Consider the following 15,177-nt stretch of genomic DNA (forward strand, 5'->3'; position numbering starts at 1 on the left):
ATGACACGGCCCCCACCCGCAGGAGACGCCACCACGATCCGACCCCGATATCACCTCTGAGCTGGTCGAACCCTTTTTCAGGGGCAAGTAGCTAGGCCACCACTCGGCCGCGCTGGTCGTGCACGGGCTGGGGAACTGGCTGCGCCTCGCGGTCTGTGGCGTCATCCACGTTCGTTCTCCTGGGCGGTGGCGTTCCATGCCAGGCCGCCGAGGTCGAGTTGGTGACGTGCGCGAGTAACGGCGACGTAGGCGAGACGGGCGTCCGTGTCGCTTACATCCGGGGCCTGGGCAGCCGCGCTTGTGCCGGGGACGGTGTCCTTCGGCTGGGGAAAGTCGTTGCCGATCCTGACGGTCGGCCATTCGCGGCGTTTGGCTTTGTGGGCGGTGGAGACGGTGACGTCGGCGTGTGCTTCCTCGGTGAGTTCGGACACGGCGGCGAGGATGGCGTCGGGGCCGTGGGCGTCGACGAGGTCGACGAAGGGCTGCAGGTCGCAGCCGGCCGGATCGTAGGCGGCGTAGTCCTGCAGGTCGCCCCAGGACGCGAACAGCACCAGTTCGGGGTGGTGGGTGCGGCGTCCTTCCTTCAAGTCTCTTGCAGCAGAAGCGAGCTGGGCTAGCTGCTGGCCTCCCCGGGTGAGGGCGACGCGGTGTCCTTCGCCGAGCAGACGCATGACCTCTGTCATGGCGCCGATGTTGGTGCGGCACAGCACGGCGTCGGGGTGGTCGACGCTGCTGACCTCCGCGGGAACGCTGGTGGTGCCCGTCAGCCGGATGGGAGCGTCAGCGAGCGCGAGCCACCGGTTGGCCTCGTCGGCGATCTGTGGCCCGAAGGGGAACGAACGGATGAGGGTCAGCTGTTCGGCGTCGAAGCCGGTCATCACGTCGGTCGCGCCCCGCCAGCCGTAGATTGGTGTTGCTTGCGTGCGAGGCCGGCGGTGATCCGCTCGGCCAGGACGTCCCCGGTGCGCAGGCCAAGAGCGGCCGCCTCTCGGCGGATCTGCGTGTCAGCGTGGCGGCTGAGGGCGACATTGAGCAGGAGGTGGCCGTGGCGGTCGGGATAGTGCGCCGTGAGCACGTCGATCGGCAGGACCGTGTCCAGTCGGCGCCGTAGGCGGTGCAGGGCGCGGCCCGGGCTTTTGCTGCGCTGCACTGTCATCAGCCGGGTGGGGTCGGCGTTCGCGGCGAACGTCACGCGGTGGCGGGCCCGGTGAAGTTCCCCACCGTGGCGGGGCCGGTCAGGACGATCTCGACGGCGTACTGATGCGTCACGGCCAGACCCGCCGGGGTGCGTGGCCGCCGGGGCGGCGCCCGTGCGTGGGCAGGCGGGTGCGGATGTGCTCGTGGTGGCGGAGCGGGTCGAAGGGTTCCCAGTCCGCGACGGCGAGGTCGCCGGCGGTGGACGCGGCGGCATGGTCCCGACACCGTTGGGTGCGCCAGCGCAGCTGTTCCTGGTACGGCAGCGCGGACAGGCTGTAGACGGCCATGACATCCGACGGCAGCGCGAGCTGACCGTGGTGCACGGATTTGAAATCCACCCGTTCTGTCGCCGAGGCGGATCCGGACGACTACTCCACGATCTTCTTCACGGGTGGTCACGGAACCATGTGGGACTTTCCCGACAGCGCTGACGTGCAGCGAACAGGCGACGCCATCTACGCCGCAGGCGGCATCGTCTCCTCGGTCTGCCACGGCGCCTGCGCCCTCATCAACCTCCGTGACGCCGACGGGAACCCGCTCGTACAGAACCGCAGCGTCACAGGCTTCGCGACGGTCGAGGAAAGGCTGGCCGGCGTGAAGAGCAGGGTGCCGTTCCTCCTGGAGGACGAACTGCGCGCGAAGGGAGCCAAGTATGTGCGCTCCACCGTGCCGATGACGCCGCACGCGGTGCGTGACGGCCGCCTGATCACGGGCCAGAACCCGGTGTCCACCAAGGCCGTCAGCGACTTGATTCTCGGTGCCTTGGCCGAGACCGAGTAACAAGCACAGACACTTGGGGCGTCGGCATCCGCAGGGCGCCTCCCGACCAACCCACCTCTAGGAGACTCCTCAATGCCGAAGATCCTTTTCGTGATGACCGGCGCCGACCACTGGACGCTGGCGGACGGCAGCAAGCACCCGACCGGCTTCTGGGCCGAGGAGGCCGTCACCCCGTACCAGGCGTTCAGGGCCGCCGGCCACGAGATCGTCGTCGCCACACCGGGCGGAGTCGTGCCGCCCTTGGACCAAGGAAGTCTGGCGCCGCAGTTCAACGGCGGCGAGGAGGGCGCGAGGAAGGTGGCGGACGCCCTCGCCTCGATCAGCGAGATCCAGCACCCCGTCAAGCTGGAGGACGTCGACCTCGACGACTACGCCGCCGTCTTCTACCCCGGTGGCCACGGCCCGATGGAGGACCTGGCCGTCGACGCCGTCTCCGGCAAGCTCCTCATCGACGTCCTCGCCTCGGGCAGACCGCTCGGCGTGGTCTGCCACGCTCCGGCCGCCCTGCTGGTTGCCACCAAGGCCGATGGCAGCAACGCCTTCGCCGGCTACCGGCTCACCGGCTTCAGCAACGCCGAGGAGACCCAGGGCGGCCTTGCGGCGGGCGCCAAGTGGCTGCTCCAGGACCGCCTGGTCGAGATCGGCGCCGACTACCAGGAGGGCGAGCCGTGGGCCCCGAACGTGGTCGTCGACCGCAACCTGGTCACCGGCCAGAACCCTGCCTCGGCTGGACCGGTTGCGGCCGAGATGCTCAAGAAGCTGACATGACGTAGCAGAGACCCCGCACCCGCACCTGCTCCCGTACCCCTCCGTACGCAGGCGGCTGATTCCCCGCCTCATGCTGCCGATGCCTGAAGTCCCGGTCCCGCGCTTTCCCAGGCTTACGAACCCTGGATGTGCCCTGTGAAGGGACCGGCGCACATCCAGACGGCGATCCCGCCCCCTACCCGCGCTCCCGGAAGGTGTCCAACGCCTTCGCCGCGCAATTCGCAGCATGTACTGCGGCCTTGTGGGCTCGATCCGATACTGAGCCTCCGAAGGAAATCCGCCTGAACGGCCCGTGAGGAAACCGCACCGGATGCGAACAGGCAGGCCGACGACGCCGCCCATCCGACTGTCCGTGCATGTGCTCGGCTCAAGGAACGGCGCGATGTCGTGCGGCTTGCCGCGAGTCACGGCCGGGCCGGCCCCGCACCCTCGCATCAACATTTCGACAACGCCTGGCCGGCGTCCCCACCGCCACCCGTCACGTGCGCGAGAAGGAGAGACATGAAAGCAATTTCGATCAAGGGACCCGGAGGGCCGGAGGTCTGGAGTGGATCGAAGTCGAGGACCCGACCCCGGCCGCGGGCGAGGTCATCGTCGACTTGGTGGCCGGCGCGGTCAACCGGGCAGATGTCGCACAGCGGATGGGGTTGTACCCGGTCCCGCCGGGAGCATCGCCCTGCCCGGGACTGGAGGTCTCCGGCCGGATCAGCGCCATCGGCGAGGGCGTGACCCAGTGGCAACCGGGCGACGAAGTATGCGCGTTGCTCGCCGGGGGCGGGTCCGCGCAGAAGGTCGCCGTCCCTGCCGGGCAGTTGCTCAGGGTGCCCAAGGGCATCAGCCTTGTCGAAGCGGCGGCCCTGCCCGAAGCCGCCGCCACGGTGTGGTCGAACGTCTTCATGACGGGTGCTCTGAAGGCGGGCGAAACCTTCCTCATGCACGGTGGAGCCGGCGGCATAAGCACGATGGCCATCCAGATCGCCAAGGCCCGCGGTGCCCGAGTCGTCACCACTGTCGGTGGCCCCGAGCAGGCCGCCAGGGTACGAGACCTCGGCGCCGACCTCGCGATCAACTACCGCACCGAGGACTTCGCCGAGCACGGCCCGTACGACGTGATCCTCGACGTCATCGGCGGCCACTACCTCCAGCGCAACATCCACTCCTTGGCCCTCGAAGGGCGACTGGTCATCATCGGTCTGCAGAACGGCCTGGAGGCGAACTCAACCTCGCCGAACTCCTCTTCAAGCGCGCGTCCGTACACGGGACCACTCTGCGTTCCCGCCCGACCGGGCAGAAAGCGGCCATCGTGGCCGAGGTCCAGGACCACGTGTGGCCACTGGTCGAGGACGGATCCGTACAGGTGGTCATCGACCGGACCCTGCCCATGACCGAGGCTGCGGAAGCGCACCGGATCCTGGACGCCCACCACATCGGCAAGATCGTCCTGGTCAACCCCGACACCGCATGACGCGACCTGCCGTCGCTCGCGTAACCGACGGCAGGTCGCGTCATGCGCGCCGAAAGCCGCCCAAGGAGCGCGGTAGGCGAGACCGGCCCGAAGACGTCGGCGGGCAGTACGCCGACGCCGTGCGTCAACTTCGTGACCGGGGTTCCGGGGTCGCGGGCTCATGGGCGGGGTCTGCGGGCGTGGAGGACGAAGGCCGGGGGTGTGTTGCGCCATATGGTGCGGCTGGGGACGACCTCTTCGAAGCGGTTGGCCATCAGTTCGCGGAATCGACGGGCGGGGGAGAGGGGAACGGCGTGGAGGTAGGTGAACGCGGTGAAGGCACCCGCCGGGGCGAGCACCGCGGCTGTCGCGTCCATGAGCTGGTGTTGGGTGGCGGACGGAAAGAGGGCCCAGGGCAGGCCGCTGACCACCACGTCGGCCTTCTCGATGCCGCGCTCATCCAGCAGGCGGCGCAGGTGTACGGCGTCGCGCTGGATGACCTCCGCTCCCGGGTGCCGGTGGCGCAGGCGCTGGGCAAGGAGCGGATCGATCTCGACAGCCAGGTGGCGGCCGCGGCCGCCCAGCCGGCGCTGGATCTCGGCAGTGAAGGGTCCGGTGCCGGCACCCAGTTCCACCACGACGGGCTCGCCGCGTTCGGGCACCGGCGCGCAGACCGCCGCGGCCAGGCGCCGCGAGCTGGGGGCGATGGCCCCCATGCGGGCCGGTGCGCGCACCCACTGCCGCAGGAACAAGGTGTAGTCGTTCGGCTCCTGCAAGGGCCGCCTGCAAAGAGGGCAGTGCCGGGCTGTGTGGTCCGCGGTGCTGGTGGTCATATCGATGCCCTTGTCGGGGAGTGCGGGTGGTCCATCGCGTCGGCGTGAACGGGCAATGTGCTGTGGTCCCGTCGGCGGCTCAGCGGTCGGTTCTGTTGGGGGCGGAAGGACTTGGAGGGCGATGCCGCAAAGGCCTCAGCGGATATTTGCTGTGCAAGACGCCGCACCTTCCAGGGCACTTCGCCTTCTCGGACGACTTGGCCGTGGCCGGTCTGCTGACCAGGGACACCTGCTATCGGGAGGTGGCCAAACAGCTGACCGCCGGGCACCCGCCCGCGGGGGCGATCGACCTGATCTTCGAGACGATCCCCGAGCACGCGCGGGCGCGGCTTTCGCGGATCGCCGTTCAAGTACGTGGCCGCCGAGTGCTCAGACGCCCTCCAGGCGGTGGGCGGCCTGATGGCTCCCATCGGATGGATCCGCATCCTCTTCAGCGACAAGAGGCTCACCGGCGGAGGCCACCTCGACCCTGGAGCGGATTGGTTTCATGGAACTTGTCATCCCTGTTCGACGTGCACCGGGCCCGGTGAGAGTCCTCCGGCCGGTGGCGGACCCGCCCAGACAGCCCGGACAGCCCAGGGAACCACTCTCAAAGAAAGACCGGTCGTTCTACCTCGCCGACAATAGCTTTCCTGAGGTCCTCGCGCCACTCGTCGACCCGATTGAGGTGTCCCTCACTCATCATCACTGACCAGCAGTGACAGGCCGACCGCGTCGCGTTCTTGACAGCGACCTCGCAGAGGTCGACTGCGCGTGTGCGGGTCGGCGGCATCCACCTCAATGTCCGCCCGGAAGAGGCCCAGCCCGCGTACTCGCCTTGTCGGCGTACGCGCGGACGGCGCCAAGGAGTTGGTCACGCTCAAGGGCGGCTTCCACGAGGCGGGCGAGCCCTGGGTGGACCTACTGTATGGCCACACCCGCCAGGGCGGAGCGCGGCTTCGAGCAGGAGACCGAACGCGTGGGTGTCGGTGCGGCCGGCTCCGGTCCTGGCGGTCGGCGGCGGGGTTCGGCTTCCGGAGGTCCTGGCCGAGGTCTTCCCTGCCTACTGGCATCAAGGCGCTGGGCTCACAAGGCGATCAACGCGCTCAAGGCTCTGCCGAAGTCGGGAGCCCGGACCTTGTCAGGTGGGGGGCTTCGTTCGGTCGGCGAGTTGCACGAGGGTCCGCACCGAGAGGCTGGGCCGCAGTCGGGCGGGTTGGGCTACTGGGCCGGGAAGACCACCGTCAGGAGGCGGAAGAGTTCGGCGCGCTCCTCGTCGGACAGTTGGTCCAGGCCGGTCTGCGTCTGCTCCATCCGCTCGCGGATGGCGTCGATCAGCTTCTGACCCGCCTCGGTGAGGGCGACGTTCTTCACGCGGCGGTCGGTGGCGCTTACCTCACGGCGGACCAGGTCGCGCTTTTCGAGCCGGTCGATGATTCCGGTCATGTTCGACGCGTCACAGGCGAGGGTGTGCGCGAGCGAGCGCATCGAGGCGGGCGCGCGGCGCAGCACCGTGAGGGTCTTTGCCTGACTGGAGGTAAGGCCCGTGTCGGCGGCGGCGGTCGTGAAGTCGGCGTAGTGCGTACTGACCGAGTGGGCGAGCAGCTCCATGAGCTGGGCCTTGGACGGGGTGGGCGGCATGCCTGGAGGGTACCCCGAAAAGCTTGAATCTCTCAACCTTTGACATACCCCAGCTTCATATTGTTTGATGTCCTCAAGTATGGAGTACCTCGATGGTTTCGGTTCTCGCCCATCGATGCGTCCGCCCTTTGGCAACCTTCCACCGGAAAGAAGACCGTGAAGTCCTCCCTCCCCACCGCGCCGGAGCGCCGCACCGGCAGCCTCAGCCTCGTGCTGGTGCTGGGCCTCGCCGCCATGGTCGTGTCGATGATGCAGACCCTGGTCATCCCGATCCTCGGCATCATCCAGAACGACCTCGGCGCCTCCACCGCGCAGGTCAGCTGGGTCACCACCGCCACGCTGCTGTCGGCCGCGGTCTTCACGCCGCTCCTGGGCCGCTTCGGCGACCAGCACGGCACGAAGCCGACCCTGCTCGGTGTGCTGGTGCTGATGGTCGCCGGATCCGTGCTCGCCGCGACCACGAGTTCCATGCTGTGGCTCATCGTGGCCCGCGTGATGCAGGGCGCCGCCACCGCGATCTTCCCGCTCGCACTGTCCGTGCTGCGCTCAGAGGTCGAGCCCGCACGGCTGCCCGGCGCCATGGCTCTGGTGAGCGGAACGCTCGGGTTCGGCAGCGGCCTCGCCCTCGTGAGCGCCGGACTCCTCACCCAGGGCGCGCACCCCGACTACCACCAGGTCTTCTGGCTGGCCGCCGCACTCGCCACCGCCGCGCTCATCGCCGTTGCGATAGCCGTACCCGCGCCCCGCACCCGGACGGGCGGGCGCACCGACTGGCTCGGCGCCGCCGGTCTCGCCCTGCTGCTCGTCCTGTTCCTGCTGCCCATCTCGCAGGGCCACACCTGGGGCTGGACCTCGACCCGCACGCTCGCCCTCTTCGCCGCCGCGGCCGTCACGACCGTCATCTGGGTCGTCGTCGAACGCACGGTCCGCGACCCCCTGGTCGACATGAAGATGTTCGTCCACCGCCCGGTGCTGTTCACCAACATCGCCGGACTTCTCGTCGGGTTCGCCATGTTCTCCCAGTTCATCGGCGTCTCCTATCTCGTCCAGACGCCCTCTGAGATCGCCGGCTACGGCTTCGGCGCCTCCGTCCTGCGCGCCTCCGTCGTCTACCTGCTGCCCTCCGCCCTCGTCTCGCTCGTCGCCGCGCAGTTCGGAGGCATGCTGGTACGCCGCATCGGCGCGCGTCTCACGCTTGCCGCCGGCGCCGTCTTCGGCGTCGTCGGTTTCGCCTGGCTGACCTTCGCTCACGACACCACCGCGTCGGTGATCCTGGCGGGCATGGTCGTCGGCGTTGCCATCAGCTTCGGCTATGCCGCGATGCCCGCTCTGATCGTGGCGGGCGTCCCCCACCACCAGACCGGTATCGCCAACGGCCTCAACTCCATCTCCCGCTCCGCCGGCAGTGCGATCGGCAGCGCGGTCATCACCTCGCTGCTTGCCTCCCAGACGCTCGACAACCTGCCCGCCGGGGTTCCCGCGCTGCCCGCCGAGAGCCAGTACACCCTGAGCTTCGCCCTCGCCGGCATGGCGTTCGTGCTGGTCATCGGCGTGGCCATGGTCGGCCTGGCGGTCCGCCGCAGGTCCCCCTCGCCCGCCACCGGCACGCCCGCCCCGTCGGGCGACGGCGAAACCACGCCCGCACGCACGGCCGCCACGGTCTGACCGCACCACCTGCACGGCCGCGACTTTCCTTCCCTCGAATGCCGACCGACCGGCCTTCCCTCCAAACCGAACAGGACACGACTGTGACTGACACCAAGGCAGCCTTCACCCTCGACGACACCTTCACCGCCGCCGAAGCCACCGCGCTGGTGGACCGGCTTCGCGCTGCCTTCCGTACCGGCCGTACCAAGCCCCTGGCCTGGCGCCGGAAGCAGCTGACCCGCCTGCGCGACCTGCTCACCGACAACCGCGCGGCGATAGCCGACGCCCTCTACGCCGACCTGCGCAAGAACCACGCCGAGGCCGACGCCATGGAGATCGAAACCACGATCGTCGAGATCGACGACTACCTGGAGCACCTGGAGGAGTGGACCGCCCCGCAGCCCGCCCCCGTGACGGTGCCCGGAGTCCCCGGCAGCACCGCCCGCACCGAGTTCGACCCCCTGGGTGTCGCCCTGGTCATCTCGGCGTGGAACTACCCGATCAATCTGCTGCTTGTGCCCGTCGCGGGCGCGCTCGCCGCCGGGAACGCGGTCGTCATCAAGCCCGCCAACTACGCCGCCCGCACCTCGGCACTGCTGGCCGAGCTGCTGCCCGCGTATCTCGACACCGACGCGACCGCGGTCGTCGAGGGCGGCGCGCCGGAGACCACCGCGCTGCTGGAGCAGCACTTCGACCACATCTTCTACACCGGCAACGGCACGGTCGGCCGCATCGTGATGACCGCCGCCGCGAAGAACCTCACCCCCGTCGTCCTCGAACTCGGCGGCAAGTCACCGGTGTTCGTAGACCGGGACGCCAACATCGCCACGGTCGCGCAACGCCTGGCGCAGACGAAGTTCGCCAACGCCGGACAGACCTGCGTCGCCCCCGACTACGTCCTGACCGACCCCGATACCGCGGCCGAACTGCAGGCCGCCCTGGTCGTCGCGATCAAGGGGCTGTTCGGTGCGGACCCGCAGACCTCCGACGCCTACGGACGCGTCATCAACGAGCGGCACTTCGACCGGCTGACCGCGCTGCTGGGCTCCGGCCGCACCGTCACCGGCGGGCAGACCGACCGCGCGGACACGTACATCGCCCCGACCGTGCTGGCCGACGTCCGGCCCGACGAGCCCGTGATGCAGGAGGAGATCTTCGGCCCCATCCTCCCGATCCTCACCGTGGCGGACCTGGACGAGGCCATCGCGTTCATCAACGACCGCGACAAGCCCCTCGCCCTGTACGCCTTCACCGAGAGCAACACCACCAAGCGCCGCCTCGCCGCCGAGACCTCCTCGGGCGGCCTCAACTTCGGCCTGCCGCTGCACCACCTCGCCGTGCCGACGCTTCCCTTCGGCGGCGTCGGCGAAAGCGGCATGGGCAACTACCACGGCCGCTACTCCATCGAGACGTTCAGCCACCGCAAGGCCGTCCTCGACGTCCCCCTGAGCTGAACCACCCCGGCCCCAGGCGGCCGTACGCAATCCCACCCCGCAACCTCACACGCGCCGCCGTCCCGCACCCTCCTCGGAAGAAGGCATCCCCATGCGCCAATTGACATCGCATTACGCCGCCCACGTGGCCAACGACCTCGAACGCACGAGCAAGGAGCACGAACGCATCATGGACGACACGCTGCTGGAGCAACTCAGCGCCGGCAAGTACATGCTGATCACCAGCTACCGCAAGAACGGCACCCCGGTCGCCACACCGGTGTGGGTGGTACGCGACGGTGACACGCTGGGCGTGCAGACCCAGGCCGATTCCTGGAAGGTCAAGCGGATCCAGGCACGCGGCGACATCCTCGTCGGCCCCTGCGACCTGCGCGGCAACCCGACCGGCGACCCGGTCCCGGCCACCGCCGAGATCACCGACGCGGCGACCAGCGCCCGCTACCGCACCCTCATCGCCCGCAAGTACGGCATCCTCGGCCGCCTCATGATCCTCAACAGCCGGCTGCGCCGGGGAGGGGACACGACGCTGGGCATCCGCGTGGCACTCGCCTCGTGACAAGTTGACGCACCGTCAGCTATCGAATCAGGGGCCGTCTGTCGGACGGCCTTGGTGAATGCCGTCAAACGGTCACGGCACACAAGAACGAGCGATCAAGGGGGTCGGGTCGGATCATGGAAACAGCGCAGAGCCAGCAGCAGGCGGCACCCGGCACCTTCACCGCCTTCGCCCGCTTCGTACTCTTCGGCGGCGGAGTGGGGCTCGCCTCCAGCTTCGCCGTGGCGGCCCTCGCCTCGTGGATCTACTGGGGCCTGGCCAACGCTCTGATCACCGCGGCTTCCACGCTCTTCGCCACCGAGTTGCATGCCCGCTTCACCTTCGGCGTAGGCGGGCGCGCGACCAGGCGCCAGCATGCGCAGTCGGCCGGGTCCGCGGCGGCCGCGTACGCGGTGACCTCCGTGGCGATGCTCGTCCTGCAGCAACTGGTGGCAGCACCCGGTGTGGTGCTCGAGCAGGTCGTCTACCTGTCCGCCTCCGCGCTCGCCGGTGTCGCGCGGTTCGCGGTGCTGCGCCTCGTTGTCTTCGCGCGGAGTCGCTCGCAGGTCCCGGCCACCGTCCGCACCACACGTCCCGTGCACACGACCGCGGCCCGCGCCGCGGCACCCGCCGGCCCCGTGGTGCTGTCCCACGCCGCTTGACCGTTGCGCCGGGCGGCCCGCCGCGCGGGACGGGCAGCCTCGCCGTGGACCGGCGTCCACATCACGCCCCAGCTGCGGGGCGGCCGGTTCCCGCTGATCTTTAGGCTCTGGATGGGCGCGATCCAGCGACTTCGGGGTAGATGACACCGCGGTGTTGGGCTGAGCTGGAGTCTATTCGCACCGCTTGGCACCGGAAGGTCATTCCTTGTTGCCACCTGCGCCTGCTTCGCGTGTCAGCAGCGTCTCGGCGCTCGTCGCCCGCCACCGGATCGGCCTGAACCGGGTCGCCCGTCCCGTGCAGTCACCACGGGACGGCGGATGGCCGAGGGCTTCCCGGCCCTGCGGCAGGGGCCACCGGAAGAGCCCCGGCCCGGGATCCAGCGATCCGGGGCCAGACCCATGCAACTTCCGCTACTCGCACCCCCGTATAACGAGTGGATAACGCGCCAGGACGGTAGAAGGCGGCTGCGCTCCTCAACGGGTGACAGATCCTTCGGGGCGCTCGTGCGATGAGCGTCGCTCAGGAGCCCCGTGCAAGCTCGGAGTTCGCTCGCACCTCGCGAGCCGCTCAACCACCGGAAGGACCCCTCCCATGCGTGTGCCTCGCGGCGCCCTGCTCATGTCCGCCGCCTGCACGTCCGTCGCACTGGCTGCGACGGCACCGTCCACCGCCGCTGCCGTGGACGGCCCCGCCCAGCGGCGGATCCAGATTGTGATGATCAACTTCAGCGACAGCTCCTTCGCTGACCCCACGCAGGCCAGGAGCAACCTGCAGAACAGCTACTTCGGCAAGACCAGGTCCCTGACCTCGTACTACAACGAGGTGACCCGGGAAGCCACCACGTTCAAGCCGGCCGCGGGGGGTGAGGGCGGAGTGATCGGCCCGATCAATCTCGACATGCCGGCCGCCGGCTGTGACACGCGCAAGATCTACTGGCTGACGCAGAAGGCGCTGGAGGAACAGGGCTTGACGTGGGTGGACGACTTCGATCACCTCTCGATGGCCTTCCCCGGCGAGAAGGCGGGCTGTGGCTTCGGGGGACTCGGCTCTGTGGGAGGCGGCCTGACCTGGATTCCGACCGGCGACGGCACAGCCGACCAGACAGTGCTGTCCCACGAGTTCGGTCACAACCTCGGCTACGGCCACCAGATGCGGATCCGCTGCGAGGACTCGGACCTGGCGAGCTGCCGGGACACGGAGGACAACAGCTTCATGACCCCCATGGGGGGAGGCGGCGTGGCGGTGGGCCTGACCGCGCCCGAGCTGATTCACGCCAAGTGGCTGTCGGACACGGAAGCCGTGAAGGTCACCAAGTCCAGTACGTACACGATGCGTTCTCTGTATGGACCGGGTGACGGCGTGCGCGCGCTGATCGTCCCGGCCGGGCAGGACAGCCTGATCGTGGAGGTGCGCGGCGCGTCCGGCACGCTCGACGATCGCCTCACGGGCGTGCACGCCTACCGCGTGAAGAACGGCGACTTCGGCAAGGACGCCGACCTGATCGACACCACGCCTGGTGACGCCGACGCTCTCGAGGCCGGCACGGTCTTCACCGACAAGGCACACAAGGTTGGGATCAAGGTGGAGCAGTCCGATGACGGTACGGCGACGGTGGCAGTCAGCCTCAATGGCGTGCCGAGCCCCGCGAAGGCCGAGGGCGAGTCCGGCAACGGCGCGGCGCCGCAGACCGGCAGCAGTGAGCCGGTCGCTTCCCAGAACGAGGACGGTGCGGAAAGCACCGGCGGTGCCGGCGACCAGAATGGCGCCGATCTCGCCGAGACCGGCACCGACACCACCAACTACCTGCCCATGGCGGCGGGCGGCGCCGCGCTGTTCACGGTCGGCGCTGCATTCCTGCTGAAGTCCCGCCGCAAGCGGGCTGCCATGGCCCGCCACGCACGCTGACTCCGGCTTCCTGAACCGGTTCTGGGCGCCTCTCGCGGGAGGGAGGTGCCCAGAAACCTCAGACGTCCCACGAGGAGTGGCCCTCGTCAGCCGCTGAAGACGTCTCCTGTGTAGCGGAATCGGAGGGAGTCGGTGTCGTAGTAGTTCGCCGTCGTGCCGATGGCAGGCGAGTGAGGCCCGTCGGCCTTGTTCCACTCATCGATGCCCAGGAAGTACATGGTGTTCCCCTTCTGAGCGAAGTTGACCGTGCCGGAAGCCTGGAAGAAGTAGGTCCACAGGGCCGTGACCGCGGTGGAGTTGCAGGCGCGCTCCTGGCGGACCGGGGCGCCGTCCGTCGACGTGCCGCTGTGGGTGAGACACATGCCGGTCGCGTAGTTCCGGATACGGGCCTCCTGCGCGGCACGGTCGATGAGCAGCTCCCACTGCTGCGTACGGCTGCCGTCGCACTCGGCTTCGTACGGCTCGGCGCCCTCGGCCGTGGAAATGTCCATGCAGCGGCCGGTGGACACGATCGGCAGCTGGGCGCGGTCGTCGGCGGCCGGCTGCCAAGCGGGAGGGGTCGATTTCTTGGAAGCGCGTGCGGACGGTGTACGGGAAGGGGAAGGGGGCTTCGGGTCGTGCTGTTCGCTCCGGGCGGGGGATGAGGATGGCGAGGGTCGCGTGGCCGCCAGGGTGGGCCGCGGCGACGGCGGGTCGTTGCCGTCGGGCAGAGCCGCGTAGCCGCCGATCGATACGGCGAGGAGGGCGGCGCCGACGCCGGCGACCTTGACGGTCGTGCCGGCCCCTGGGGTGGCCGTGGTCGTCCCGGCCGCGGACCCCGTGGCGGCGGAGCCGGCGACCGCGGCCGCTCCCACGACCTTCGTGCCGTATGAGGCACCCACCCACAGCAGAACACCTGCCGGGAGTACGGCCTTGAGCGAGTTGTTCAGCTCCCACAGTTGGTGGTTCGCACGGCGACACCGGCGGCACCCCGAAAGATGGCGCTTGAGACCTGAGTGCCCGCCGTGCCGCCCGCCGCGGCGGACCGAGGCGGCCAACACGCCCGTGAAGTGCCGGCACTCGTCGGACATCGTCGGGTCCGCCGCGTACTCGGTCAGGTACGCCTCACGCAGACCCTCACGCGCCCGGGCGGTGAGGGACGCGACGCCGCTCGGGCTGATACCGAGCAGTGGCGCGATCCGCTTCGCTGGTTCTTCTTCCACAGCCGAGTGCCACAGCACGGTCTGCCAGCGCTCGGGAAGACTGCGGAACGCGCGCTGCACCAGACCGGCGTCCTCCCGCAGCAGCGCCTGTTCCTCACCGCTCGGCGCCTCGGAGAGCCAGGTCCCGAAGTCGGGGGACAACTCGATCCGGTCGGCTGTGGCGGCCCACGACGCGGCCGTGCGGCGGACCGTGGTCAGCAGATACGGCCGCCAGGCCCCCTCGGGACCGGCACCTCCGCGCACGGCGCGCAGCGCGCGGGCGAACGCCTCCGAGGTCAGGTCTTCCGCCGTGTGCGTGTCTCGTGTGCAGGTGCGGGCATAGGCGATGACCGAAGTGCGGTGCCGCCGGTAGAGCTCGTCAAGCGCGGCGTCGGCGGCGTCCGGGGGGCCGTTGCGTATGAAGGCGGTCAGGTGAGCGTCGCTGGCGGCTGCCGTAGCGGCGGCTACGGAGGTGCGGTCGCGCATGATAGTCATCCTGGGGAGCGACAGACGGGAGGGCTTGTCGAAGGCGATGAGCGGTCAGCGCGCGCGCCGTCCCGGGCCGTTATGAAGCCGTGATCTGACGGCATCACCGTCGACAACCGCGCGCCGCCATGACCAAGCAGGTCAATGCCGCCTTCGCGGCCCGCGACACCGCCTGGTGGGGCCACGGCGCGGCGTGCGCCCCGCTGAAGTCGGGCGCGCGAGAGGGCCGCTGCGTGGAGATCGGATCCGTTCAGATCAGACCGCGAGCTCGACCGTGATGTTGCCGCGAGTGGCCTTGGAGTACGGACACACCTGGTGGGCCTTCTCGATCAGGTCCTTGGCGGTGGCGGCGTCCACGTTCAGGATGTCCGCGGAGATCTTGCCGATGATGCCGAAGCCCCCGTCATTCTTGCCGATGCCGACCTCGGCGGGGACAGTCGAGCCGGAGATGTCCGGCTGTGAAGAGCTGCTCCGGGTTCGTACCGGCGCCCGAACCGCCCATCTCCTTGCGCGAGTTGACGACGACTTCGAGGTTGCCATCGTCGGTGGCCACGCAACCGTCACGGCCGTTGTTGCGGTGGCGACGGCGGTGTGAAGGACGTCGGACGGCTCGATCGAGATGACGCTTCCGTCTGTGGTTCGCCGTGACTCGTGCCCACGATCG

Annotated in this window: 12 protein-coding genes and 4 pseudogenes; 9 read left to right on the top strand and 7 right to left on the bottom strand. The window is 69.3% G+C overall.

What is annotated here, in order from left to right; genetic code table 11:
• Window positions 1-161: 161 nt before the first annotated feature.
• The 3 genes and pseudogenes from ACFYWY_RS19900 to ACFYWY_RS19910 form a co-directional block, all read right to left on the bottom strand.
• Window positions 162-917 (bottom strand): annotated as a pseudogene (locus ACFYWY_RS19900) (3'-5' exonuclease); the annotation flags it as partial.
• Window positions 878-1,192, bottom strand: a complete 315-nt coding sequence (locus tag ACFYWY_RS19905; protein ID WP_389188042.1) for a hypothetical protein — start codon at window positions 1,190-1,192, stop codon at window positions 878-880. The gene ACFYWY_RS19905 and the pseudogene ACFYWY_RS19900, both read right to left, overlap by 40 nt.
• A 73-nt stretch (window positions 1,193-1,265) precedes the next feature.
• The gene (locus ACFYWY_RS19910; RefSeq protein ID WP_389188045.1) at window positions 1,266-1,520 is read right to left on the bottom strand and encodes a hypothetical protein; all 255 of its coding nucleotides are present in this window, start codon (window positions 1,518-1,520) and stop codon (window positions 1,266-1,268) included.
• A 4-nt stretch (window positions 1,521-1,524) separates the two neighbouring features.
• On the opposite strand from ACFYWY_RS19910, the gene ACFYWY_RS19915 reads away from it, so the two are divergent.
• From ACFYWY_RS19915 to ACFYWY_RS19925, 3 genes and pseudogenes are all read left to right on the top strand, one after another.
• Window positions 1,525-1,977, top strand: coding sequence for a type 1 glutamine amidotransferase domain-containing protein (locus tag ACFYWY_RS19915; protein ID WP_389188048.1), 453 nt, complete (start codon window positions 1,525-1,527; stop codon window positions 1,975-1,977).
• 72 nt (window positions 1,978-2,049) lie between these two features.
• Window positions 2,050-2,745 carry a type 1 glutamine amidotransferase domain-containing protein gene (locus ACFYWY_RS19920; RefSeq protein ID WP_389188051.1) on the top strand — a complete coding sequence of 232 codons (696 nt, stop codon included), beginning with the start codon at window positions 2,050-2,052 and terminating at the stop codon, window positions 2,743-2,745.
• Between the two features lie 501 nt (window positions 2,746-3,246).
• Window positions 3,247-4,210: pseudogene (locus ACFYWY_RS19925) on the top strand (NAD(P)H-quinone oxidoreductase).
• A gap of 158 nt (window positions 4,211-4,368) precedes the next feature.
• Here the strand turns inward: ACFYWY_RS19925 and ACFYWY_RS19930 are convergent.
• Window positions 4,369-5,022 carry a class I SAM-dependent methyltransferase gene (locus ACFYWY_RS19930; RefSeq protein WP_389188054.1) on the bottom strand — a complete coding sequence of 218 codons (654 nt, stop codon included), beginning with the start codon at window positions 5,020-5,022 and terminating at the stop codon, window positions 4,369-4,371.
• A 1,200-nt stretch (window positions 5,023-6,222) separates the two neighbouring features.
• The gene (locus ACFYWY_RS19935; RefSeq protein ID WP_246554815.1) at window positions 6,223-6,642 is read right to left on the bottom strand and encodes a MarR family winged helix-turn-helix transcriptional regulator; all 420 of its coding nucleotides are present in this window, start codon (window positions 6,640-6,642) and stop codon (window positions 6,223-6,225) included.
• A gap of 156 nt (window positions 6,643-6,798) precedes the next feature.
• On the opposite strand from ACFYWY_RS19935, the gene ACFYWY_RS19940 reads away from it, so the two are divergent.
• From ACFYWY_RS19940 to ACFYWY_RS19965, 6 genes and pseudogenes are all read left to right on the top strand, one after another.
• Window positions 6,799-8,307 carry an MFS transporter gene (locus ACFYWY_RS19940; protein ID WP_389188059.1) on the top strand — a complete coding sequence of 503 codons (1,509 nt, stop codon included), beginning with the start codon at window positions 6,799-6,801 and terminating at the stop codon, window positions 8,305-8,307.
• Between the two features lie 83 nt (window positions 8,308-8,390).
• On the top strand, window positions 8,391-9,743 hold the full coding sequence (locus ACFYWY_RS19945; RefSeq protein WP_389188063.1) for an aldehyde dehydrogenase family protein: 1,353 nt from the start codon (window positions 8,391-8,393) through the stop codon (window positions 9,741-9,743).
• A 169-nt stretch (window positions 9,744-9,912) separates the two neighbouring features.
• Window positions 9,913-10,299: a PPOX class F420-dependent oxidoreductase gene (locus tag ACFYWY_RS19950; RefSeq protein ID WP_389188471.1), complete on the top strand. Its 387-nt coding sequence runs from the start codon at window positions 9,913-9,915 to the stop codon at window positions 10,297-10,299.
• A 116-nt stretch (window positions 10,300-10,415) separates the two neighbouring features.
• A complete protein-coding gene (locus ACFYWY_RS19955; RefSeq protein WP_389188066.1) occupies window positions 10,416-10,940 on the top strand; it encodes a hypothetical protein in 525 nt (174 codons plus the stop codon).
• A 232-nt stretch (window positions 10,941-11,172) separates the two neighbouring features.
• Window positions 11,173-11,276 (top strand): annotated as a pseudogene (locus ACFYWY_RS19960) (precorrin-6A synthase (deacetylating)); the annotation flags it as partial.
• A 256-nt stretch (window positions 11,277-11,532) separates the two neighbouring features.
• Entirely contained in the window at window positions 11,533-12,846 is a 1,314-nt protein-coding gene (locus ACFYWY_RS19965) for an LPXTG cell wall anchor domain-containing protein (RefSeq protein WP_389188069.1), read from the top strand.
• 86 nt (window positions 12,847-12,932) lie between these two features.
• Here ACFYWY_RS19965 and ACFYWY_RS19970 read toward each other — a convergent pair whose 3' ends face one another.
• Window positions 12,933-14,513 carry a sigma-70 family RNA polymerase sigma factor gene (locus ACFYWY_RS19970; protein WP_389188072.1) on the bottom strand — a complete coding sequence of 527 codons (1,581 nt, stop codon included), beginning with the start codon at window positions 14,511-14,513 and terminating at the stop codon, window positions 12,933-12,935.
• A 255-nt stretch (window positions 14,514-14,768) separates the two neighbouring features.
• Window positions 14,769-15,134: pseudogene (locus tag ACFYWY_RS19975) on the bottom strand (organic hydroperoxide resistance protein).
• Window positions 15,135-15,177 lie beyond the last annotated feature (43 nt).

The organism is Streptomyces sp. NPDC002870 (genome assembly GCF_042888505.1).
Lineage (GTDB): Bacteria > Actinomycetota > Actinomycetes > Streptomycetales > Streptomycetaceae > Streptomyces.

What these genes read in the sequence shown, in the direction of transcription:
- ACFYWY_RS19950 (WP_389188471.1), top strand. Translation starts at nt 9,913, where the DNA reads ATGGACGACACGCTGCTGGAGCAACTCAGCGCCGGCAAGTACATGCTG.
- ACFYWY_RS19920 (WP_389188051.1), top strand. Translation starts at nt 2,050, where the DNA reads ATGCCGAAGATCCTTTTCGTGATGACCGGCGCCGACCACTGGACGCTG.
- ACFYWY_RS19935 (WP_246554815.1), bottom strand. Translation starts at nt 6,642, where the DNA reads ATGCCGCCCACCCCGTCCAAGGCCCAGCTCATGGAGCTGCTCGCCCAC.
- ACFYWY_RS19955 (WP_389188066.1), top strand. Translation starts at nt 10,416, where the DNA reads ATGGAAACAGCGCAGAGCCAGCAGCAGGCGGCACCCGGCACCTTCACC.
- ACFYWY_RS19970 (WP_389188072.1), bottom strand. Translation starts at nt 14,513, where the DNA reads ATGCGCGACCGCACCTCCGTAGCCGCCGCTACGGCAGCCGCCAGCGAC.
- ACFYWY_RS19965 (WP_389188069.1), top strand. Translation starts at nt 11,533, where the DNA reads ATGCGTGTGCCTCGCGGCGCCCTGCTCATGTCCGCCGCCTGCACGTCC.
- ACFYWY_RS19930 (WP_389188054.1), bottom strand. Translation starts at nt 5,022, where the DNA reads ATGACCACCAGCACCGCGGACCACACAGCCCGGCACTGCCCTCTTTGC.